General features: G+C 63.3%; 21 protein-coding genes. 11 read left to right on the top strand and 10 right to left on the bottom strand.

Annotation, left to right across the window (positions count from 1 at the left end):
* Positions 1 to 32: 32 nt before the first annotated feature.
* Positions 33 to 254 (top strand): hypothetical protein, encoded by a 222-nt coding sequence (locus A0257_22180; protein AMR29535.1) that lies wholly within the window; start codon positions 33 to 35, stop codon positions 252 to 254.
* Positions 255 to 350: 96 nt separating this feature from the next.
* Positions 351 to 905: a hypothetical protein gene (locus A0257_22175; protein ID AMR29534.1), complete on the top strand. Its 555-nt coding sequence runs from the start codon at positions 351 to 353 to the stop codon at positions 903 to 905.
* Positions 906 to 1,140: 235 nt separating this feature from the next.
* Here the strand turns inward: A0257_22175 and A0257_22170 are convergent, their stop codons facing one another.
* The 8 genes from A0257_22170 to A0257_22135 form a co-directional block, all read right to left on the bottom strand.
* Positions 1,141 to 1,329: a hypothetical protein gene (locus tag A0257_22170; protein AMR29533.1), complete on the bottom strand. Its 189-nt coding sequence runs from the start codon at positions 1,327 to 1,329 to the stop codon at positions 1,141 to 1,143.
* Positions 1,330 to 1,388: 59 nt separating this feature from the next.
* Positions 1,389 to 2,858: a hypothetical protein gene (locus tag A0257_22165; protein ID AMR29532.1), complete on the bottom strand. Its 1,470-nt coding sequence runs from the start codon at positions 2,856 to 2,858 to the stop codon at positions 1,389 to 1,391.
* On the bottom strand, positions 2,851 to 4,227 hold the full coding sequence (locus A0257_22160) for a hypothetical protein (GenBank protein AMR29531.1): 1,377 nt from the start codon (positions 4,225 to 4,227) through the stop codon (positions 2,851 to 2,853). Before A0257_22160 ends, A0257_22165 begins: the two co-directional genes overlap by 8 nt.
* On the bottom strand, positions 4,205 to 5,461 hold the full coding sequence (locus A0257_22155) for a hypothetical protein (GenBank protein ID AMR29530.1): 1,257 nt from the start codon (positions 5,459 to 5,461) through the stop codon (positions 4,205 to 4,207). Before A0257_22155 ends, A0257_22160 begins: the two co-directional genes overlap by 23 nt.
* 13 nt (positions 5,462 to 5,474) lie before the next feature.
* Positions 5,475 to 7,367, bottom strand: a complete 1,893-nt coding sequence (locus A0257_22150) for a metal transporter (GenBank protein AMR29529.1) — start codon at positions 7,365 to 7,367, stop codon at positions 5,475 to 5,477.
* Complete coding sequence (locus A0257_22145; protein ID AMR29528.1) at positions 7,360 to 8,709, bottom strand: metal transporter; 1,350 nt, start codon at positions 8,707 to 8,709, stop codon at positions 7,360 to 7,362. Before A0257_22145 ends, A0257_22150 begins: the two co-directional genes overlap by 8 nt.
* Before the next feature lie 166 nt (positions 8,710 to 8,875).
* On the bottom strand, positions 8,876 to 9,265 hold the full coding sequence (locus tag A0257_22140) for a hypothetical protein (protein AMR29527.1): 390 nt from the start codon (positions 9,263 to 9,265) through the stop codon (positions 8,876 to 8,878).
* A 214-nt stretch (positions 9,266 to 9,479) separates the two neighbouring features.
* On the bottom strand, positions 9,480 to 9,710 hold the full coding sequence (locus A0257_22135) for a hypothetical protein (GenBank protein ID AMR29526.1): 231 nt from the start codon (positions 9,708 to 9,710) through the stop codon (positions 9,480 to 9,482).
* A 489-nt stretch (positions 9,711 to 10,199) separates the two neighbouring features.
* On the opposite strand from A0257_22135, the gene A0257_22130 reads away from it, so the two are divergent.
* Complete coding sequence (locus tag A0257_22130) at positions 10,200 to 11,126, top strand: hypothetical protein (protein ID AMR29525.1); 927 nt, start codon at positions 10,200 to 10,202, stop codon at positions 11,124 to 11,126.
* 32 nt (positions 11,127 to 11,158) lie between these two features.
* On the opposite strand, the gene A0257_22125 is transcribed toward A0257_22130, so the two are convergent.
* Entirely contained in the window at positions 11,159 to 12,166 is a 1,008-nt protein-coding gene (locus A0257_22125; protein ID AMR29524.1) for a hypothetical protein, read from the bottom strand.
* A gap of 119 nt (positions 12,167 to 12,285) precedes the next feature.
* Positions 12,286 to 12,678 carry a hypothetical protein gene (locus A0257_22120; GenBank protein AMR29523.1) on the bottom strand — a complete coding sequence of 131 codons (393 nt, stop codon included), beginning with the start codon at positions 12,676 to 12,678 and terminating at the stop codon, positions 12,286 to 12,288.
* Between the two features lie 904 nt (positions 12,679 to 13,582).
* Here A0257_22120 and A0257_22115 point away from each other — a divergent pair.
* From A0257_22115 to A0257_22080, 8 genes are read left to right on the top strand one after another with little or no spacing between them, the layout of a single operon-like run.
* A complete protein-coding gene (locus tag A0257_22115) occupies positions 13,583 to 13,945 on the top strand; it encodes an NADH-quinone oxidoreductase subunit I (protein AMR29522.1) in 363 nt (120 codons plus the stop codon).
* Position 13,946: 1 nt separating this feature from the next.
* Entirely contained in the window at positions 13,947 to 15,953 is a 2,007-nt protein-coding gene (locus A0257_22110; GenBank protein AMR29521.1) for a hypothetical protein, read from the top strand.
* Complete coding sequence (locus A0257_22105; protein AMR29520.1) at positions 15,943 to 16,854, top strand: NADH dehydrogenase; 912 nt, start codon at positions 15,943 to 15,945, stop codon at positions 16,852 to 16,854. Before A0257_22110 ends, A0257_22105 begins: the two co-directional genes overlap by 11 nt.
* Positions 16,851 to 17,366, top strand: a complete 516-nt coding sequence (locus tag A0257_22100) for a hypothetical protein (protein AMR29519.1) — start codon at positions 16,851 to 16,853, stop codon at positions 17,364 to 17,366. The genes A0257_22105 and A0257_22100 overlap by 4 nt, the downstream gene beginning before the upstream one ends.
* Positions 17,363 to 17,683, top strand: coding sequence for an NADH-quinone oxidoreductase subunit K (locus A0257_22095; protein ID AMR29518.1), 321 nt, complete (start codon positions 17,363 to 17,365; stop codon positions 17,681 to 17,683). Before A0257_22100 ends, A0257_22095 begins: the two co-directional genes overlap by 4 nt.
* Positions 17,680 to 19,563 (top strand): hypothetical protein, encoded by a 1,884-nt coding sequence (locus A0257_22090; protein ID AMR29517.1) that lies wholly within the window; start codon positions 17,680 to 17,682, stop codon positions 19,561 to 19,563. Before A0257_22095 ends, A0257_22090 begins: the two co-directional genes overlap by 4 nt.
* A 9-nt stretch (positions 19,564 to 19,572) precedes the next feature.
* Positions 19,573 to 21,045, top strand: coding sequence for an oxidoreductase (locus A0257_22085; protein AMR29516.1), 1,473 nt, complete (start codon positions 19,573 to 19,575; stop codon positions 21,043 to 21,045).
* Between the two features lie 10 nt (positions 21,046 to 21,055).
* Positions 21,056 to 22,414: an oxidoreductase gene (locus A0257_22080; protein AMR29907.1), complete on the top strand. Its 1,359-nt coding sequence runs from the start codon at positions 21,056 to 21,058 to the stop codon at positions 22,412 to 22,414.
* Positions 22,415 to 23,064 lie beyond the last annotated feature (650 nt).

Below are 23,064 nucleotides of genomic sequence, written 5' to 3'. Positions count from 1 at the left end.
AGCATCAGCAGCGCCAGTTGGTCACTATTGAGTTGGTGGGCATCACAGCCGTTACGCTGCACGCCAACTCGGTGCAACTGACCATCGCCGTCGAGCGCCTTACGGCGGCCCCGTTTGTGGACATTCTGCGCGAGGCCCTGCGCGACCGCCGCCAGGCCCTCCAGGCTGAGGCCCGACAGCAACTGCTGAACTGGCAGGAAGGCGAGCGCTTACGTGCCCGCCCAGCTTCGGTTGTTGGGCCAGCTTCTTCCTGAGCGGTTTCCCCTTACCCTTTCAAAACTTTCCTTATCCACTGGCTTCTCAGTGGCTAACCCCCCACGTGCCCTACCACTTCTTGCTATTGATTTTCAATGCTTCCCCTTACCACCTCGCTCCTCCCCTACGCCCAGACTACGGCCACACAGCAAGCCCAGGTCCTACGCTACCTGCAAGCTCGCTTGCGGCTCCACTTCCCCACCTTGCCCACACGTGCTTTTGCCCGCGCTCTGGACGAGTTCCGGCCCAACTTGCTACTCACCGGGTCCCATCTCACGCTTGCGCGCCAGGACCTAACCCAACTCGTGCAGTACTTGGCCAGCGCACCTGAGCTGCCGCTACTCAACCCACCTCTGTATGGCTTGCCCGCCCTTGAGCTGGCCCAGTACGTACTATTCACCAGCGAACTAGCTGCTAGTGCTCTGACCGAACTGGCTACCCAGTCCGTCCATTGCGGCCCCAAGCTTGGGTCGCTGCTACGGCGCATCACCGCGCCCCATCCGTTGGCTGAACAGGTCGTGCAGGCCCAGCGCTGGGACTTGCCCGGTAGCCACTGGCTACCACCAGGGGTCCCCGGCGGAGGGCCTGCCCCCGGTAGTCCAGAAGCCGAGCGCCTGCTTAAGAAGCTTATCCCTTGGCCAATTAGCTAATGCATTACCAAGAGGAAATCCCTTATTCAATCAGATAAAGCAGTTTTGCAGCAAACTGCGGCGGGATTACCTGGGTTTCCTCCTCACTGATTACCTACTCAAATTCTAGTTGGCCAGGGTGCCTACGCTCAGGCAGCAGTCATTATGCCATGCTGACCAGGGCCGCGAACTTGCGCGGGTTGTGAGAGCAGGGTAAGTGCTTGTCCACCAGGCCGGAGTCGAGTACCTTTGGTTTCTAAAAGTACTGCTCAATCGTCCATCGCTTGGCGCAAAGCTGGTCTATAATAAAGTAAACCTTTCGTTGTACCCCACCCACCTGGCAGTGGGCGAAGCACTGGGGATGCCTCACTGAGAGGGCAAAATCCGCCACGGCCTGCTGGCCTCGGGCCACCAGCAGGCCGTGGCAGTAATGGGTTAGGCGCATGACAAAGTTCAACGCGCACGAGCCTTTTTAGTCGGCAACGATTGCACTCGATTATATTTCTACATTGCCATCCCGCTCATATGGTCGTCGCCAGCCCCCCGGCGCAGGGTGAATTCGCTCTCCAGCAGGTAGGCCCCAGCTACTACCAGCCGGTCGCCGGGCCGCACGCCACTGAGGGCGGGCACCGCAAAGGCCGTGCCCGCGCCTAAGCGCACGCGCACCCGGCGAAACTGCCGCTCACCAGTTTGCTTCCACACGTAGCTGTTGGCCCCGTCGTGGATAACGGCGGCCGGGGGCACTGGCAGCCCGGTTGCGGCGGTGGATGCGGCGGAGCGGGCGGCAGGTGTGGCGGACCCGGTCAGCAGCACGTTGGCCTGGGCACCGGGCTGCAAGCGCCCATCGGGGTTGGCTACCGCAATGCGGGCCAGCGTCAACTGACTTTCGCCGCTCAGTTCGGGGCTTAGGAACACGACCTGGCCGCGCACCGGCCGCGCCTGGCCCGCCGCCTGCACGGCCACCGTCTGGCCGAGCGACAGCCGGCCGGCTTCGGCGGGGTAGAGTTGGGCCTCGACCCACACGCGGCTCAAGTCGGTGAGGGTGAGCACGGGTGAGCCCTCGGCCACGTACTGGCCCTGCGTCACGGCGAGCGTTTGCACGGTGCCGACGCGCGGGCTGTAGTACGTAACGAGCGGCGAGGGCCGGCCCCGGCGGACCAATTCGCGCAGCTGCGCGGCCGATACGCCCAGCAGACGCAGCTTTTGGGCAGTGGCTTCGGCCAGGTGCCGGTAAGTGGGTCCGGCTACTTGCAGGTCTTCGGCCAGGGCCAGCAGGTACTCGCGCTGCAAGGTTTGCAGTTGCTCGCTGTACACCGAAAACAGCGGGGCACCCTGGCGCAGTCGCTCCCCGGTCTGGCGCACGTAGAGCTTATCGAGGCGGCCGGCCACCCGGCTGCTGATGCTTTCGGTGCGCTGGGCATCGGCCGTGACGGTGCCGGTGAGCACCATCTGCGGCGGGGCATCGGCCCGCGGCAAGGCTTCGGCTTGGGGGGTTGATTCGGGGCGGAGCGTTCGCACCTGAATGTTACCCAGCTCCAGCTGCTGGGCAGTGAGAATGAGGTCGTTGGTGGATAAGTCACTATCTGGCAGCTTATTGATGGTCGGGCGGGCCGACGTTTTCACCAGGTCCATGCCGCAAATAGGGCAGCTACCCGGCGCGTGGGCGTGGATTTGCGGGTGCATGGGGCAGGTGTACCCGACTGCCGCGGCCGGCTGGGCCGCCGCGGCCGCGGCAACCGGGGTAGGGGCCACCGCAATCAGGTCCATGTGGCAGATGGGACAGCTGCCGGGCTCCTCCGCGTGAATTTGCGGGTGCATGGGGCAGGTGTAGTAGGCCGCCTGGCCAGGCTTGGCAGCCGTGGCGGCGTCAGGTTTGGCTTGCTGGCACGCGCCCGCGCCCAGCGTGAGCGCAGCCAGCAACAGCCCTACCCCCCAACGGGCGGTAAAGCGACGTAAAGGCACTAGCTTATTCATGGGCTGAAAAATTAGCGGAATCCGAAGCGGCTTGTACAAAACCTTCGCTGTCAATCAAATACTGACCATTGGCGGCCACGTCCTCCGTGCCGCGCAGGCCGCGCAGCACCTGCACGCGGTCGGCCGTGCGCTGACCCACCTGCACGGCCACCGGCCCAAACGTGCGGCCCCGCCGCACGAAGGCTACCTGCCGGGTGCCCAGGTCCACCACGGCGGCGCGGGGCAGCCAGAAGCTGCCCGCCAGCGCCGACGCGGCCCCGGCTACCAGCTGCCCGGTCAGGCGCTGGCCGCGCCGCAGCCGGCCCTGCGGGTTGGGTAGATACACCCGCACGGCCGCCACATTGGCCCCAGCCCGAAACTCGGGCTCCACCAAATCGAGGCGGGCCACGGCGGGGGGTAGGCCGGTGCCTTCGGCCACTACGCGCAGTTGCTGGCCGGGTCGCAGCCGGGCCAGCTCGGGGGGGGTAGGCTGGAAAATGCCCCACACCTGGTCGGTATTCACCACCTGAAACAGATTCTGGCCAGCGCTCACGTAAGCGCCTTCCGTGAGGGTCAGCGGCGTAGGCTGCGCCGTGAGGCCAGGGGTAGGCGCGGCCGGACTGGCGCTCATACCGCCCGCGCTGGCGGCAGCGTCAGGCATTGCGGCGGGCGCGGTGGCGGATGGGGTTTCAACTACGTAGCCATCGTAAGGGCTGAATACGGCCACCCGGTAGCTGGCGCGACGGGTGCGGGCCAGGTCGCGCAGCTGGCCATCGGTGAGGCCCAGCAGGCGCAGCTTCTGCCGCGCGCCGTTGACCAGCGGCGCATTGGCCGCGTCGTTTTCCAGCAAAAAAATCAGCTCCTGCTCGGCCGTTACCAGCTCGGGGCTGTAGAGCGCTAGCAGCTTTTGGCCCCGGCGCACGGGCTGGTAGTTGTAGCGCACCAGCAACTGTTCGATGCGCCCGCCGAAGCGGGCGGCCACCACCCGGCTGCGGCGCGGGTCATATTCCACGGTGCCGGGTAGGGTGAGGGTGTCGGCCCCGGCACTTTCGGCCACGGGGCGCACGGTAGTCACCGCCGCCACCACGGCCGCGTCGGGCGACTGGCTAACGTCGGCCAGGCCGGGGTCGGCCAGCGCGGCGGCGTTGCGGAGCACCTTGGGTACCAGGTCCATGCCGCAGATGGGGCAGCTGCCAGGGGCCTCACGCACGATTTGGGGGTGCATAGGGCAGGTGTACTGCATGGCCGCGCTGGTGGCGGCCGGCGGGGTTTCGGCCACGTTGGCGGGGCCGTGGGCCTGGCCGTGGCAGCCCGCCAGCAGGGCCGCCGCGGCCAGCAGGGCGGCGGCTACCCCTTGGCGTAAGGGCTTATTGCTCCAGTTCCTGGTCATAGCGCACGGTGAGGGCAAGGAGTTCATTTTGGGTATCGAGGGCTTGCAGGCGGGTTCGCAGCCAGGCGTCGAGGGCTTCGACCACGGCGGGCAGCTGGGCGGTGTTTTGCTGGTAGGCCAGCAGCGTGACCTGGTAGCTTTTGTGCAGGGCGGGCAAAATGCCCTTCTCGTAGTTGGCGACTTGCTCGCGCTTGGTGAGCAGGTCCGATTGCAGGGTGCTCACGCGCCCGGCCGCGTCGTTGAGCAGGCTGGCGCGCTGCTGCTGCACGGCCTGCGCCTCCAGCCCCAGCGCGGCGGCGTTGGCCTTGTACTCGCGAGCGGCCCAGGGCACGAAGGGCAGCGTGACCATGCCCATGACGGTGAACTGGTTAGGCGTACTGCCGATGCCGCGCATATGGTCGTAGCGCACCCCAAAATCGGGCCGGCGGCGGCTGGTTTCCACCGCTTGGCTGAGGCGCACCACGGCCAGCGCTTCGTTGAGGCCGCGCACGTCGGAGCGGCGAGCAGCCAGCGCGGCCGTGTCGGAAGGCGCGGCTAGCGGGGGGGTAGGCAGCAGCGTATCCACGGCAAACGCGGTGGCGGGGTCGCGGGCCATGAGCGCGTTCAGAGCGATGGTGCGCTGGCGCAGCTGGCCGTAGAGCACGGCGTGGTCGTTGGCGTGCATCGCCACCCGCGCCTGCACCTGGTAGATGCTGGCCAGCGTGGTCTGGTTGTAGGGGTAGCGGGCCTGCGCAATTTTCAGCAGAAAATCCGTCAGGTAGGCGCTCTCGTCCAGCACCTTAAGCTTTTTTTCCAGAATAATTCGCTCGTAGTACAGGGTGCGGGCCTGGGCGCGCAGCTCGTTGAAGATGGCGGCCTGGTCGGCCTGCACCACGGCGGCCTGGCCGGATAAATATTCGCGCCGGGCGCGCTGCTTGGCCGGGTTGGGCAGCGCCTGCTCCACCGACACCATTTGCATTCCCATGCTCCGGCCGTTGTTCATCTCCCTGACGGAACGCTGGTTGTAGGGCGTCATCCAGTAGCCGGCGCTCACCTTGGGGGCTTCCCAGGTGTTGGCCCCGGCCACGGCGGCCTGTTTGGCCTGGGCGCGGTAGTCGTACTGGCGCAGGGCAGGGTTGCGCTGGCGCACGGTGCGCAGCACCGAATCGAGCGAAAGCACGCGCTGGGCGGAAGCGGGCACAACTAGTAGCCCCAGCAGTCCCACGACGAACAGAATTTTCAAGAAATAAGCCATAGCATCAAAAGCTTTAATGAGTTACCGCCAGCACGTCCAACTTGCCAAACTTGCGCAGCTCATACTCTTTTGTCATCAGAAAAATGAGTGGCGTAACCAGTAGAATGTGTGTCGAGGACGTGAACACGCCCCCAATCATGGGTAGCACGATGGGCAGCATCACGTCGGAGCCGGTGCCCGTGGCCCAGAGCACCGGCACCAGCCCAAACAGCGCCACCGAGACCGTCATCAGCTTGGGCCGCAGTCGCTTGGCCGCGCCGTGAAACACGGCTTCGCGCAAGTCGGCTTTGGTGATAGTCTCGCTCGAATTACCCTTGCGGGCCACCAGCTGCTGCATGGCGTCGTTGAGGTAAATGACCATGATGACGCCCGTTTCCACGGCCAGCCCGAAGAGGGCGATGAAGCCCACGGCCACCGCCACCGACAAATGCACCCCGTAGAAATACACCAGATAGGCCCCGCCAATGAGCGCGAACGGGATAGTAACCAAGCTCAGCAGCGCCTCGCGCACCGAGTGGAAGGCGAAGTATAAACACCCGAAAATCACGAGTAGTACCACGGGCAAAATCAGCAGCAGCGTGCGCTCTGAGCTGATGAGGTTTTCGTACTGCCCGCTCCATTCCAGGTAGTAGCCGGCGGGCAGCTTGCCCTGCATGGCCTGCACTTTTTGCATGGCTTCCTGCACGGTGCCGCCCAGGTCGCGGCCCCGCACGTTGAAGAGCACCGCCCCGCGCAGCTGCGCATTTTCGGAGTTAATCATGGGCGGGCCATTCTCGAAGCGCAGCGTCGCCACGGCCGAGAGCGGCACCGGGCCGTAGGCGGTCGTCTGGATGGGGATGCGGCCCAGCGCGGGCAGGCTGTTGCGGTAGTCTTCGGCCAGGCGCACGCCGATGGCGAAGCGCCGCCGACCCTCCACGGTGCTGGCCACCGGCGCGCCGCCGATGGCCATTTCCACTACTTCGTTCACCTGGTCCACGCTCAGGCCGTAGCGGGCCAGCTGGTCGCGTTTCAGGTCAATTTGTAAGTACTTGCCGCCCGTGATGGGGTCCACGTACAGGTCCTGCACGCCGGGCACGCCGCGCAGCGCCGCCCGCACCCGCTGCGATACGTTGTAAATCGTATCGAGCTGCTGGCCATATACTTTCACGCCCACGTCGGTCCGAATACCGGTGCTCAGCATGTTGATGCGGTTGATGATGGGCTGCGTCCAGCCGTTCACTACCCCCGGAATTTGCAGCTTGCCGTTCAACTCCTCAATCAGCTTGGCCTTGGTCAGGCCGGGCCGCCACTCGGCGCGGGGCTTGAGCTGGATGATGGTTTCAATCATGCTCAGCGGCGAGTTGTCGGTAGCGGTGCTGGCCCGGCCGGCCTTGCCCAGCACGCCTTTCACCTCCGGCACCTGGCTGATAATGCGGTCCTGCACTTGCAGAATGCGCTTGATTTCGGTGTTCGACACGTCGGGCTGCGCCACGGGCATGAACAGAATCGAGCCCTCATCGAGCGGCGGCATAAACTCGGTGCCCAGGCTCAGCAGCAGCGGCACGCTCACCGCCAGCAGCGCCAGATTGATGCCGATGGTAGTTTTGCGCCAGGTCAGGCACCAGTTGATGAGCGGCGCGTACACCCGCTCCAGGCCCCGGTTGATGGGGTTTTGCTCCTCGGTTTTGAACTGGCCCTTCATAAAAAAGGACAGCAGCACCGGGGCCAGCGTCACGGCCAGCACGGCATCAATGAGCAGGATAAACGTCTTGGTAAACGCCAGCGGGTGAAACAGCTTGCCCTCCTGCCCGGTGAGCAAAAACACCGGCAGAAAGGAGGCCACGATGATAATCGTGGAGAAAAAAATGCCCCGCGACACCTGCTTGCTGGACTTTTCGATAATGGCGAGGCGCTCGTCGTTAGTCATGATGCACGGGCTGAAGGGATGAATTATTGGCGAGGGCGGCCGGGCCGGGCGGTGCCCCGGAGGCGGCCGCTTCCTCCGCCGCCTGGTGCAGCGCTAGGTTACGGTAGGCATTCTCAGCCATCACGATGCCATTATCCACGATGACACCGATGGCTAAGGCAATGCCCGTCAGGGACATAATGTTGGACGAGATATCGAAGGCGTTGAGCAGAATGAAGCTCGCCGCGATGCTAATCGGAATCTGGAGCAGGATGCTCAGCGCGCTGCGCCAGTGGAAGAGGAACACCAGCACCACCAGCGACACCACGCCCATTTCTTCCAGCAGCGTGTGCTCGATGTTGGCCACCGATTCCTTGATGAGGCCGCTGCGGTCGTACACGATGTCGAACGACACGCCGGGGGGTAGGCCCTTGGCGACTTCGGTCATTTTGGCCTTCACGCGGGTTATCACGTCGTCGGCGTTTTCGCCGTAACGCATCACCACGATGCCGCCCACGGCCTCACCCTGCCCGTTGTGGTCGAAGATGCCGAGGCGGGCTTCGCCCGTCATCTGCACCGTGCCGAGGTCGCGCAGGCGCAGCGGCACGCCGTTGGGGCGGGTGAGCACCGGCACATTTTCCAGAGTGGCCACGTCCTGAATATAGCCGCTCGTTTTGATGATGTAGCCCACCCCGGCCTGCTCAAATTTGCGCCCGCCGGCCTCGTTGTTGTTGCTGCGCACCGCCGCTAGTACCTGCGGTAAACTCACGTTATAATACGTCAGTTTGGTGGGGTCCACCGTCACCTGGTACTCGGGCTGGAAGCCGCCGAAGCTGGCTACCTCGCTCACGCCGGGCACGGTTTGCAGGCCAAATTTCACGTACCAGTCTTGCAGGGCACGCTGCTCGCCCAGATCCATTTTGGGGGCTTTGAGCACGTACCAGAGCACGTGGCCCACGCCCGTGCCATCGGGGCCGAGGGTGGGGGTAAGGCCGGGCGGTAGGAGTCGCTGGGCGTAGTTGAGCCGCTCCAGCACCCGCTCGCGCGCCCAGTAGATGTCGGTGTTGTCGTTGAAAATAACGTACACGAAGCTCATCCCGAACATGGACGCTGCCCGCACGGACCGCACCTGCGCCAGCCCTTGCAGGTTGGTGACGAGGGGGTAAGTCACCTGGTCCTCAATAATCTGCGGCCCCCGCCCGGCCCACTCCGTGAACACAATGACCTGGTTTTCGGACAAGTCCGGGATGGCGTCAATCTTGCTGGCCCGGATGGAAAAGATACCCCACACTAGCAGCACCGCCGCCACCACCAACACCACGCCCCGGTTGCGCAGGGAAAGGGAAATAAGTCGCTCAATCATTTGATTGTTAGCTGCTAGCTAACAGCGGATAGCTGTCAGCTTTTTCTGCCTGATAAGTGAAGGATAGCGCGCCGGGACTGTTTGGGAAAGAGCTAACCGCTCAAAAAACCGCACGCACGAAAGCCCCACGGCCGACGGGCCGGGGGCACAAGGCAACACCCAGAAGCTAAATCAGGAAGGCGTGGCCCCGCACGTAGGCGGGGCAGTCGGGCGGCGGGGCGGCAGTCGCCAGCGGCGCTGCGGCCGGCTCGTCGGTCGGGTAGGTGGGGGTAGGCAGGCGGTAGGCCAAGCGCAGCGCGGGCGGCGCGGGCACGGCTACCAGTACCGGCAGCTTCAGCTGCGCGGTGGTGAGCTTCACGTCCTTGAGGGTACTGCTCAGCTTCTGGTCGTGGCAGCAGCCGGCGGGCTTTTTGGGTACCGGGCAGCAGCACGAATGCGCCGGCCCGGCCAGCGAAACGCCGGTTATGGTCCGGCCGCAGAAGTGCATACTGTACACCAGCCCAGGGCTGGCCAACAGGTAGCTCCACAGTAGCAGCAGACTAAGCAGGCGTTTCAAAAGGAGGAATTAACGTTGGGAATAACTACGCGCAAAATTACGGCGGCCGGTCGGGGAAGGATTTGTAGAGTTCAGACGTTAAGCTTGCATAATTCGTGGGCCGATGCTGAACTCCTGAGCTACCGCAAAAGTCTGCTACCCAACACAGACCAGCCGACTTCCGTTTCCGGTACGTGGTTTTAGAGCGACTCCACCCCAGACTGAGCGGCTGGCCCTAGGCAACCATGCCTAGTAGCAGAAATACCAGAAAGCCCAAAAAGAACATGGCCGTGAGCCACGGCGACTCAGGCTCCTCGTGGGCCTCGGTCAGCAGCTCCTGGGTCACCAGAAACAGCAGCGCCGCCAGGCCGAAGGACAGCACGATTTCCAGCACGCCCCCGCTGGCCCCGCTCAGCAGCGTGGTGCCCAGGCCCACGCCCACCAACAGCGACTGCGACAGCGACAAGCCCCCACGATGCCCACGGCCCGGCCGCGCCCGTAGTCGCGCTGCCGCAGCTGCACGGCTACGGGCCAGACCCAGCGAGAGTAATTCCAGCGTCAGGGCCACGTCCAGCAGCGTGAGCGCAACAGATATATTGCCGAAGAGCAGTTTTGGCCTCGATTAAAAGTTTGGTCCAAATGTTACATCGCCTGCGCAGCACGCTGATTTTGAAGCATGAGCACGAAAAGGCGTTTTCAGGTACCAGCTACCCGCTGGCCCCGGATGGCTGCTAGCACGACGAAATGCGGTATCCGAAGCTCATGGCGGCAATTAAAGTATCTGATAGGCACTTCTAGCGACTTTCCGGCACCCTGATTCGGGGGTGCGCGCCAGCCATGTACCATTTGGACCAAACTTTTAATCGAGGCCATATTCCTACTAATGCCTGAAATGGCATCTAACTTGTCACAGCGCCATTCTATCGCTAATTGCCCCAAAAAACCATCACGCTTTATGACTAAAATCTACTGGCTCAGCATTGTATTCGTACTGATAAATCTACCCGCTACAGCCCAGCGGCCCAGACCCGCCGCGGTTACGCTGCTGCCGGCTGATACCATCTATTTCGACCGGGATTGGGCACGCACCGAAACGGTGGAAGAAGTGGCTTACGCCCGCATCGCGCACCGGACAGCGGCTGGTAAACCAGTAGGCACGGTGCGCGATTATTTCTACCCCTCCTGGAAAAAACAGGGCGCGGGCAAGTTACTGAGCGAGAGTCCCGACGTGCTCACGGGTATCTGCACGGGCTGGCATGAGAGTGGGCAGCTCAGCTTTCAGGGTACCTATGCGAACGGGCAGGCACAAGCCGATTTCCAGAGCTGGAATGAAGCCGGGCGCGAAATCAAGTGCCGCTATACGACGCGAGATGCTTTGCCACTGAGCAAGGCCAATATTCACTGTTCGACTTGTATGTATCTGAGCCGCAAAGTATTTGAGGTGGACGTACCGGCGGGCACGGTGGGTATCGTGTATAAGCTGGACGTGCGCGACGAGGGGCAGCCGGCGGTGTCGTGGTCAACGGCGTTGGGGCTGGCGGGGGCGCTGAGCAACCCCGCCACCGGAACGATGACCCTGCTTACAATGGCAGCTTCGACGCTCACGAAGCAAGGGACTGGGGAGCCCCCAACTAAAGACACGAAGTGCCGCTGGTACATTACCGCCGACCCCGAGGCTGTGCAACAGTTTCTGGATACGAAGGGTACCATCACTAAGCCCGGCGCGTGCTATCGAGCAGAACAAAATACACCCACCGAGACCCGGCCCCTCACGCTTGCCCCAGGAACGCGCCGGCTTTACGTATGCGTCAACAACGACAATATCAGGACCGATGCCACGGCTACGCTGAGCGTGACGGCGCTGGTGCAGGCGTGTAATTAGCGCCTCAGTTTGAACTTCAATGAAGTGGTTTATTAAGGCAGTTGCCTAGCGGCATCTCGCATCAAAACATAAAGCTGCTCATACCCGTCAATAGCGTCCGGCAACTGCTGTATCAGCCCAAAATTCGCTGCCCATAATTTGAACGCTACGCAAGCCAAGCCCCACAAGCCGCTCTGAGGCTCCGGGGATGTTTCCTGCATAAAGGCATCAATTCGCTCCGCCACCCCAGGGTGCGAACGACTAGTATTAACGGAGCGAGAAAAGAATAGCAGCGAGCACAAACCCACTAAATTACCAAGTTCGGAAGAAATCTTGTTACTAGAAGGAGTGACTTCAGCGTCTTTTAACAAGTGCCCTTGTTGCAGTGCTTTAATGGCAAGTTGGTCAGCTTCACGTTCAAAATCGCGCTGAAGCGCATACAGTTTGTCCTCGGTTATTCCCCGCATTTTGGCCTCTCCGAGTTGGGCGACGTGTTGCTGTTTAGCGTGCATGAATTCATGTACTAAGATAAAATTTATCGCGTAGAGGTACACACCGTTGATTTTTCTAATCCAGTCCGCCGCTGTCGCCTCGTATTGTTCAGGGTTAGGCAAATTCTTATCCCACGGCTCGAATGTATCCATCAACCCTTGGGCATAAGCCATCAAAGCATTCGCCTGGCGGATTAACTGTTGGTTAGGAATGTGTAAGTTCTGACCAGTGACTTGATTCTGGCTTGGCTTGGCTACGGCTTCTTCGTAAAGCGTAACCAGCGAATAAGTTACGCACCACACATAGGATAAAAAAGTTTCGTGGATGTGTATAGTTTGGCTACCGGTGATATAAGGCGTTTGGCCAAAATGACCGTCCGCGATGGTCCGAATTGGCAATTCGTTACAGTGATAAGTGATTCCCGGTTGGAAGTCCAAACTGCTCATTAATTGCCGGGTTTGTTCAGCAAAGTCGGGATTAGTATTCTCAAAGCGGTCGGTTAAATTAAATTGGAGTACCCGAATAGGCTGAGTGCCTTTGTGAGCAGGGTTATAATCGTTAATTATCATGGGACTGAAGTTATTTACTGTATATACGGGGTTGATACCCGTCCCTAGGAAGCTAAATTCTAAAAATCACAAAAGCTGCCTAAAAAGGCAGCTTTTGTGATTCAGTTTAATTCAGAAAGTCAAGCAGCCAACACCTTGAAATCAAAGGACACGCCATTGTAGAAACTAGGTGCTAGTACCCCGTGCCAATACACCGACATCTCCCCGTTCATTTTATTCTTGATGTAAATGATGGTGTAGCCGCCGCCGGATTTTTTAGCCGAGTCAACCGGCGCACTACCGGGCTGCCTTAGGGCATAACCTGCGTCATCGACGACCTTTTGCAAAGTGGTGAATCGGCTATCGCTGGGTCGTACTTGACGTGGCTGAAGCTGTCCGCAAGTCAACTGTGGCGGCGCTGACGCCCGCCACGCGGTCCAGGGCGCGCTGCACACTATTGACGCAGCCCCCGCAAGCATTCCCTCCACGGGAAAGGTTTGCGTGGTAGTCAAGGTCTTTGTGGCTGTTTCCATGATGAATAAAGAATTGGTTAGGAGAAAGTTAAACTCGCCAGGGTCTGGAGTAGAAGCACATTGGCGCATGTTATATATAAGTCTTATGTTATATATAAATGAGGTATCATTACACATAGTTATGCAGCATTCCGCGATTCACATGCAAAAATTTTGCCCTACCCCCAGCCTGCTGAACAGGCTGCACCAAGAAGATTGTCTTTCCTTTGGCGTAGGGCCTGGTTTACTGAATTGGGGCCGCACAGCACGCCAACGCTACGCTTGCGCCCTGTGCATGATTTGCCTGGTAAGCTTATACAATTGCCGGCTATCCCGACCGCCACTGGGAGCGGCCAGCAGACGCATTTCATCCTTGTGCTCTGCTTAATAGAGGCTTGAGTGCATATTTTTCCTCGGGAAAAGTCCAAACAGCTCGCTGGCGACCGGACGAGGTGGTCTTTTCCAACCAGGCAGCCAGGGCCGCTTATCCGGCCGCTTGTTGTTCGACCCGCCGCCAGGCTGCCAAAGCCAGTGCGAACGCCGGGCAGCTTGCATAATACGTAGTATCTGCTTGCATAATTCACCAGGCAGCCATTGAACAGCGACCGCTTTTGCCGGGCGCGACGACACGGCACCGACTAATTTACCCCGATTCGCGCCGTAAATTCACGGCTGCAATAATTTATCTAATACGAAGAAGCATATGGGCAAAAAGCCCGCTTGAATGCGGCGCGATTAAATAAATTCAAGATGTCATCGCCAAAATCCTGGTGCCTTACTACCCGTGGCAAAACCATCCGACCGGATATAAACCGGCCTCTGTAGTAGTAACCAGCGGTCCGGCAGACGCAAACTGTAACGACTTTTTCCAGTATAATAAGGATAGCAAGTCCCGGAAGTATCCCCACGAAACTGCTCCGCTCTCATGGCCAACGACTCCCACTACCTCTTGCTGCTGGGGATGCTGACTTGCACCGGGGTCTTTGCCGGGCTGCTTTACCTGGTTAAATTCTCGCTGGGCCCGCCGGTAGCTGAGCCGGGCAAGGACGTGCCTGCCGAAAGCGGCCGGCTGGCCGTGGAACCCGCCTGGGTGCGGTACCACGTTCACTACTACGGCTTTGCCCTGCTCTTTCTGTGCTTCGATATGGAAATGGCCTTCATGTATCCGTGGGCGGTCGTCTACAAGAAGCTGGGTATCACGGCCCTGCTAGACATGGGTGTTTTCCTGCTTATTTTATTTCTGGGCCTAGTGTACACCTGGAACCAGGGCGGACTGAAACGGCAATAATATGGCAGATGCGCTCCTGTCTGGTGCCCGGCTGGGCCTGTTGAGTCCGCTGAAGAAGTGGCTGCTGGGCGCTGGCGCGTTGGTACTGCGGGTGCTGGTGGTGCCGGGGCCGGACGTGGCGCGCGCCCTGGGCCTGGACCTGGGCGCGGCCGGCCTGGAAACGGCCGCTACCCCCAACGGTGCCGACGTGCTGCTGGTGACCGGGCCGCTGCCGCCCAGGCTCGCCGAGCAAGCTGCCGTACTCTTCGCCCAGATGCCCCGGCCCCGCCTGCTGGTGTTCGCCGGCCTGGAGGCCGCCCCGCCGCTACCCGCCCCCGACGTGGTGATTCCGCTGCACCAGGCCGGGTTGCTGGAGCTTGGCCCGGCCGGCCGCCAGCAGCTAGCGGCGCACGGCTGGAGTCCCGATGCCCGCCCCTACGAGCCAGCGTTCATCCGGCAGGCCGAAGAGCAGAAGCCCCCGGCGGACGACCACGCCCATCACCACTCTTCGCCTACTACGGAATCAAAGCCAGCCGAACCGGCCCCGCCCGAACTCGGTGTGCATGGGCACCATGCCATGCCGGCCCCGGGGGCCGCGCAGGAGCCCCCGGCAGCGGGAGTCGGTCAACACGCGCACCATGCCCCCGACCAGTCCAGCCCCACGCCGGCCCCACCGGCCGCCGACCAGTCTCACCCGGCAGGGCACCAGCCGCCACCAAGCGGCCACCACCACATGGCCGGCATGGATATGAGCGGTGAGGGGAAAAGTAAAAAAGCAGGAGATACGGCGGCGGGCGATATGAATATGACTGACCATCAGCCAAAAATGGATATGGGTGCGCATGACATGGGAGCGCACGATATGGACATGGCCGACATGAGCGGTAAGATGGCTACGAAGCAGGGCGACATGGCCGGTATGGACATGCCTGGCATGGACATGGCCGGTATGGATATGCCCGGTGGAGATATGGCCGGTATGGATATGGGCTTCATGTCAATGGTAGCCATGACCAAGGACCTGCCCCGCAGTGCCGACGGTTTGCCGATGGAAGCGACGGAAGTTGCGTTCGGCCCCTTCTTTCCCGGCCTGCCTGGTGGCTTGCAGCTGCGCCTGCACCTGGACGGCGACACGGTGACGAAGGCCCAGCTGGTGCCCGGAACGGCTGCTCTTGACTACCCGTTGTTGCCCGTGCTGGCGGCGCAGTTCGCCGAGTGGCTGGCGGGCCACGACCAGCTGGCCCCGGCGGCCTACCGCGTGCTGGCGCACCGCGCCCTCAGCCAGGCCCTGGGGCAGCCGGCCCCGGCGGCGGCGCAACGCTGGCAGGTCAGCCAGCTGGAACAGACCCGCCTCGCCAGTCACCTCAACTGGCTGGCGGGCTTCGGTCTGACGATTGGCAACCACTGGCTGCAACAGGCGGCGGCGCGGCTGCACGGCCGCATGGTGCGGAGAACCGCCACGCCGGATGAGCTACCGAAATTTGTGCGGCGGGTCAAGCAGCTGCCGCTGCTGCGGCGCAGCCTGAGCCCGGTCGGGGAGCTGCCCGAACTGCTCCTGCACCACTGCCGGGGGCCGGTAGCCAGGGCCGCGGGCTTGGCCCACGATGCCCGCCTGACCGACCCCGCCTACCAGCCGCTGGGCTTTGCGCCGCTGGTAATTGATGAGAATAATGCCTGGGGGCGGCTGCTCGTCCGCCTCGACGAGCTGACCCAGAGCCAGCAGCTGCTCCGCGCCATTCAGGCCAACCACGCCGGCCCGGCGGCGGCGGCCCCGCTGCTAACCGACCTGGCCGGCACCGGACAGGGCAGCGCCGCCGTGGAAACGCCCCGCGGCACGGCCACGCTGACTATTCAGGTGCAGGCGGGCCAGGTAGTGAGCGCGGTGCTGCACCCGCCCTCCGTGCCGCACGCGGCCCTGGTGCGGGCCGGCGTGCGGGAACTGGAGCTGGGCGACGCGCTGAAAACCATTGCCTCCCTGGACATCTCGCCCTGGGAACTGACCCACTATACAGCCGCCGATGGAGAATAGCGCTACTCTTGCTACTACGCTGCTGGTCGTGCTGCTTTTCGCGGGCGGCGTGTACGCGCTGGCCGTGCTCGAATACTGGTCGGTGGCCGGGCGACTGGCCTGGACTAGGCCGGTGCGGCTGGCGCTGAAGCTGCTGGCGCGCGAGGAAATCAAGCCCCGCCAGCGGGATGCCGTGTTCTACGAAACCGCGCCCGTGCTGCTGCTGGCCGCCGGCACGCTGGCGGCCGCAGTGCTGCCCTGGTCGGCCAGCGCGCCGCTGCTAAGCCTGGCCACGGGGGCTTTGTTCGTCAACGCCGCGTTTGCCTACGTGATGGTGGCGTTGGTGCTGGGCGGCTGGTCGAGCAACGGCGCATACGCCATGATAGGGGGCTGGCGCTTTCTGGGGCAGCTGCTGGCCTACTCCATGCCGATGGTGATGGCACTGACGGCCACCGTGATGCGGGCCGAGTCGATGGTGCCGGTGCAGATTGTGCTTTCCCAGCGCGGCTTGTGGAACATCATCTACCAGCCGGTCGGCTTCGGCCTGTTCTACCTGGCGGCGCTGGCCCTGGCCTTCCTACCCCCCTTCGACCTGCCCGTGGCCGCCGGCGAGCTGGCTGGCGGGGCCTGGGCCGACTTCACGGGGGCCCGGCGGCTGGTGCTCCGGCTGGGGCGCCTGAGCCTGGTGATGAGCCTGGCCGTTACCATTACCGTCTTTTACCTGGGCGGCTGGCAGGGTTCCGGGCTGCCGGGCGTGGTCTGGACGCTCCTGAAAACGCTGCTGGTCGCGGCCTCCTTTTTCGGGGTCGGCCGCTACGTTTCGAGGGTTCGGTACGACCTTATGCTGGAGTGGAGCTGGAAGTACGCCACGCCGGCCGCGCTTTTAAATATTCTGTGGGTCGGAATTCTACTACTGCTATGAACCCGTTGCAACTGTTTTTTCTGGCCGGGTTTGGCCTGGCCGCCGTCTGGTTTGGCTGGCGGGTGTTCCGCACCCACTCGATGGTGCGCTCGGCCATGTCGCTGCTGGCCTGCATGGTAGCGCTGGGGGCCATGTTTCTGGTGTTGCAGGCCGAGTTTCTGGGCGTGCTGCAAATCATGATGATGGCGGCCGAGATGAGCATCATGGCCTTCTTCATGATGATGTTCATGATGGACCCCGGCGGGCTGGGCAACATGAACATGACCCACCAGCAGAAGCCCGCCACGGCCCTCAGCGCGGCGGTGGCCGCCCTGGTGCTGGCCCTGCTGCTAAGCACCAACTGGCCCGCGCCGCTCGCGCGGGTGCCCACCGCCACCCAGCAGAACCACGATTTGGGCATCGAACTGATGACCCGCTCCATGATGATTTTTGAAACCGCCGGCACCACCATCCTGGTGGCCATGATAGCCGCCGCGGCTACCGCCCTCGTTTATCCCCCGCAACCCGACTGAGTATGGCTCTCCTGATTTGCCTGAGTATCGCCGCCGTGTTGTTTGCCCTGGGCCTGTATGGCGTTATCAGCCAGACGAACCTGGTCATGATTATGATGGGCGTGGAGCTGATGCTGGCTGCGGCCATGCTGAACCTGGTGGCGTTCTGGCGGCTGCTGCACCCCCACACCTACGCCCTGCAAATGTTCGTGCTGGTGGTGATGACCGTGATGGCGCTGGAAGCGGCGGTGGGCTTTGCCCTGGCGACCCAGCGCTTCCGCAGCCGGGGCTCGGTGGAGGTAGAAGAGGCAGCTGACTTAAAGGAGGAAGGCGTATGATAGCGCTGATTCTCCTTGCGCCCCTGCTGGCGGGCCTGCTGATGGTGGCGCTGCGCCGGTTTCCGGCGGCGCTGGGGCTGGCCGGCGGGCTGGCTTCGCTGGCCGGCGCGGGCGGCCTGCTCTACCAGGTGCGGCAGCACACGGCGGCCGGGCTCACGCTGCCGGGTCTGCCTGGCCTGCCGTTTCGGCTGGAAGCCACGCCTTTTACGGCGGTGCTGGCCCTGGTGGTGGCCGTCGTGGCGCTGCTGATTCTGACCTACGCCCGCGGCTACATGGCCCGCGAGCGGGGTAAGGTGTGGTTTTGGAGCAGCATGATGCTCTTCATTGCCGCGATGCAGCTGCTGGTGCTGGCTGCCGACTGGCTGCTGTTTATCACCGGCTGGGAGCTGATGGGGCTGGCGTCCTACCTGCTGATTGCGACCTGGCACTGGGAAGAAAAAGCCCGGCAGGGGGCCTTTAAAGCCTTTCTGCTCACCCGCGGCACCGACCTGGGCCTCTATCTGGGCGTGGTGCTCATCATTTTGCAAACCGGCACCAACCTCATTGAGCCGCAGCCGGGCCAGCTGCTCTCGCTGGTGGGGGCGCTGGCGCTGCTGCTGGCCGTGATGGGCAAGTCGGCGCAGGTGCCGTTCCAGAGCTGGCTGTCGGGGGCGATGGCGGGGCCGACGCCGGTGTCGGCGCTGCTGCACTCGGCCACGATGGTGGCCGCCGGGGTGGTGCTCCTGCTCCGGGCCTACCCGCTGCTGCCCCCGGCCAGCCTGCCGTTCGTGGGGGCCGTGGGGGGGCTGACCATCGTGCTGACCGGCCTGACGGCCCTGGTCAGCAACGACATCAAGCAGCTGCTGGCCGCCTCCACGTCCAGCCAGCTGGGGTTTATGCTGCTGGCCCTGGCCGCCGGTTCGCCGGCGGCGGCCGTGGCGCACCTGCTGGCGCACGCCTTCATGAAAAGCAGCCTGTTTCTGAGTGCGGGCATCTTTCAGCACCAAAACGACGACACGGCCTTCCCCCGCATCAGCGGCAGCGGCCGGTGGGCACCCTGGGCGTTTGGCGGCTGGGCGCTGGCCGGCCTGGCGCTGGCCGGGGTGCCGCCGCTGGTGGGCTACTGGTCAAAGGACGCGGTGCTGACGGCCGGCTACCAGTCCGGCCATCCGGGGCCGTACTTCGGCGTGGCGGTGCTGGGGGCGGCGCTCACGGCCCTCTACATGGGGCGCTCCCTCCGGCTGCTCTGGACTGGTCCCGAGCGCCCGCCGACCGCCGCCGTCCGCGGCATCTGGTTTATGCGGGCGGGGCTGGCGCTGCTGGTGGGCGGCGTGGTAGTGGGCGGGGGCCTGCTGGCCCCGGCGCTCCGCTTCGTGGGGCTGACACTGCCGGAAAATGCGACGGCCCAATTCAGCGGGCTGGCGGCGGCGGTCGGGGGCCTGGGAGTCGGCTTCTTCCTGTTCCGCGCCGCTGATTTCCGGCAGCCCGTGCTCCGGTTCGCGCAGCAGAACTACCCCCTGGCCGGCGGCTTCGAGGCCGTGGTGGGGCGGCCGGTGCTGGCCCTGGCGGCCTGGTGCCGGGACTTCGACCTGAGCCTGCACCAGCTCGTGCTGGGGGTAGGCCAGGCCGCGCTGAGCCTGGCCACCGTCGGTGCCGCCGCCGATGCCGGCCTAAGTAGTGCCGCCCAGGCGGCGGGCCACCGCACCCTGACACTGGCGGACGGCATTCGCCAGTCGGCGGAGACCGGCATCGCGGGGGCCATTGACGAGGTAGGCACCGCGGTAAAAAAAGCCGGGCAGCTTAGCCGGCGAACCCAGTCCGGGCTGATTCACCAGGAGCTGCTGTGGACGGTGGCCGGGCTGCTGGTTCTGGGGGCCGTTTTGTTTTTTACGCTTCTCTAACTCGCACTTATGCAGCATATTCCGCTACTCTCCATCAGTATTTTTCTGCCCCTGCTGGGGGCGCTGGTGCTGCTGCTGCTTCGCACCCAGCGCCGGGCACTGGCTTTTGCGCTGGGCATCGGCACCACGGCCCTTACGGTGGTGGCCACCGCGCTCATCTGGGTGCGCGGCGTGCCTGGCGGCTTCGCCCAGGTGGAGGAGCTGCGCTGGATTCCGTCGCTGGGGGCCGCCTACTGCGTGGGCGTCGATGGCATTAGCCTGCCGCTGGTGCTGCTCACGGCGGTGCTGTTTCTGGTGGCCATGATTTACTCGGCGAAGGTTTCGGAACAGCCCAGCAGCTTCGTGGCCCTGCTGCTGCTGCTGGAAACGGCCTGCCTGGGAGCTTTCCTGGCGCTGGACCTGCTGCTGTTCTACGTCTTTTTCGAGCTGACGCTGGTGGGCATGTACTTCATCATTGCCGGCTGGGGCCACGAGAACCGCAAAAAGGCCGCTCTCATCTTTTTCATCTACACCCTGGTGGGCAGCCTATTCCTGCTGCTGGCTTTTCTGGCCCTCTACCTCAATGCCGCTCCGCACACCTTCGATATGCGGATGCTGCTGGCCCACCCGCCCCTGACCGGCACGGCGGCGGCGCTCACCTTTTGGGCCTTTTTCCTGGCCTTCGCCATTAAAACGCCCCTGTTTCCCTTTCACACCTGGCTGCCGGTGGCCCACACCGAGGCCCCAACGGCGGGCAGCGTCATTCTGGCGGGGGTGATGCTGAAGCTGGGCGGCTACGGCTTCATCCGCTTCAGTTTGCAGATGACCCCCGACGCTTTCCGGCAGTTTGCGCCCTACGTGATGGCCCTGGCCCTGTTTTCGGCCATTTACGGGGCGCTGGCCGCACTGGGCCAAACCGATATCAAGCGGCTGGTGGCCTACACCAGCGTCAACCACATGGGCTACGTGGTGTTCGGGGTCGGGGCAGCGGCGCTCACCACCACGGGCAGCGCCTTTGGGCTCGACGGGGCCGTGCTGCAAATGGTCAGCCACGGCATTGTCACCGGCTGCCTGTTTCTGCTAATCGGGGCCATCCAGGACCGGACCAACACCCGCGAAATGGACCAGCTCGGCGGGCTGGCGCAGGTTTACCCGCTGCTGAGCGGCCTGTTTATCCTGGCGGCCTTCGCCTCGCTGGGCCTGCCGGCTTTGGCGCACTTCCCCGCCGAGTTCCAGATTTTCCTGGGAGGCTACGAGGTAGCGCCCGTGATGACGGCGCTGCTGCTGCTGGGGCTGCTGCTTACCACGGCCCTCTACCTGCGCGCCATCCAGCGGGTATTTCTGGGGGAGGCCCCCGCCACCGCCCTCCCCCCGGCCGACTTGTCCGGCCGCGAGCTGTGGGCCATCGTTCCGCTCATCGTCCTGATTGTGGGGCTAGGCCTCTACCCCGAGGCGTTGCTGCGGGTCATTCACGCCACGCAACAGGTGCTGGGCCATGAATAGCGGCGGGAGCATGGCCCAGGACCTGCGCCTGGTGCTGCCGCAGCTTATCGTGCTGCTGACGGCCATGCTGGCCCTGGTAGCCGAGATGCTGCGCTGGCGACGGGCGGGCCTGGCCACCGTGGCCGTGGGCCTGGGGGCGGCCACGGTGGTGAGCGCCGGCCGGCTGGCGGTGCAGGCCACGGCGTTTTCGGGCACGTTCCGGGTCGGGCTGCTCAACCACTGGAGCGTGCTGATTCTGTGTCCGACTGCGGTGCTGTGCTGCCTGCTGGCCCGACAGGAGTTGCGCGGCACTCCGCGCGAAGGCACCGTTTACAGCCTGCTCTGCTTCGGCACGCTGGGGGCGCTGGTGCTGGCCGGCAGCGGCGACGTGATGCTGCTCGTGCTGGGCCTGCTCATGACCAGCCTGAGCGGCTTTGCCCTGGCGGCCTACGCCAAAACCGAGGCCGGCACCGAGGGCGCGCTGAAGTACTTCATCTACGGCACCGTCACGACGGCCATCCTGGTTTTTGGGCTGAGCTACTGGGTGGGTATCACGGGCAGCACCCTGTTGAGAGCGCTGAGCCAGCCCAACCTGCCCGCGCCGCTGCTGGCGTTCGGCTTCGTGGCCCTCCTCACCGGCCTGGGGTACGCGGCGTCGGTATTTCCCTTCCACTTCTGGACGCCCGACACGCTGGAGGGGACCCCGGTGTCGGTGGCCGCCTACCTGTCGGTGGTGCCCAAGATTGGGGCCTTTTTCGGGCTGGCGCAGGTGTGCCGGTCGCTGCCCGCCACCGCGGTGGACTGGCCGCTGGTGCTGGCCCTGCTGGCCGTGGCGTCGATGACTTTCGGTAACGTGCTGGCCCTGCTGCAAACCAACGTGGTGCGCCTGCTGGCCTACTCCACGGTAGCGCAGGCCGGGTATTTTCTGCTGCCCCTGGTGGGGGTGCGCGGGGCGATGGCGTTGCCGGCCCTGGTGGTATTCGCCGCTGCCTATGCCGCCATGAACACGGGCGCGTTTGCCATCGTGCTGCACACCGGCCGCACGCTGGCTGATTTTAAGCGCCTCGGCACCACGCGCATCTTCACGGGCCTGGCCATGACGGTCTTCCTGTTCTCGCTGGTCGGCATCCCGCCCCTGGCCGGGTTCACGGGCAAGCTGCTGCTGTTCGAGTCGGCAATGGCGGCCGGCTACACCTGGCTGGCCGTTATCGCCGTGCTCAACAGCGCCATCGCGCTGGCCGTGTACAGCCGGATTATCGTGGCCATGTACTTCGCCGCGCCCGGCGGCCCACCAGCGCCGCTGGCACCCGCCTGGGAAATCCGCACGGTCGTCGTGGCCTGCCTGCTGGTTACGCTGGGGCTCACGCTGGCGGCGCAGACCTTTTTCTGAGTTGTGTTGCCTCGTAATAGTACAAAATATTTTCATGCCTACTGGTTCACAAGAAACGCAAGGTTAATCGCGGTCACGCGGCTTCTACCCTGCCCTGGGAGGCGTACCCGTGTGTAAGAGCATGGGCCTCCGGTATTCGGCTATTACCAGCAGCCCCGGTGCCGATGACCTTCTGCCCTGACTATCCCACTCCTTATCACTCTCTATTACCAGGCTCCTTATTCGGTGCCTTCCCCAACGCAGCCGCAAGGAGTACCGGACCGCCGGACTCTACCCAGATATCGGGCGACCCCGTGGCTGTCGTTACTACCCCCGCGCCAGAGGGCGACTAATGCTTATCGCCCCAATGACGCTGGGCAACGCAAAAGTGTTTTTGATGAAACTTCCGCGTTGCTACAGTCTGTTCTACTACAGCGCAAGCAACTAGCATGAGGCGAATGCTAAAACCCTGCTTTCTTTCGGGTAATGCGGACGTCGTTGAGAGCAGCATGGGTAGCAAGCGGCGACGAGGACTGCTGTTGCGTGACGAAGCACCTGAAGGGACGTAGCTCTTTCTCTCTGAAATAGCTTTTTTAGCCTTCTTTCTACTCCACAATCCGGGTTAAGCAGCCGTGAAGAATGCACTAGCTGTGGCCTGGCAGTTAACCTGT

It is taken from the genome of Hymenobacter psoromatis (genome assembly GCA_001596155.1).
In the GTDB taxonomy this organism is placed as follows: domain Bacteria; phylum Bacteroidota; class Bacteroidia; order Cytophagales; family Hymenobacteraceae; genus Hymenobacter.
The sequence above is the reverse complement of the archived record's forward strand: the minus strand, read 5'-3'. Positions and strand labels throughout refer to the sequence as shown.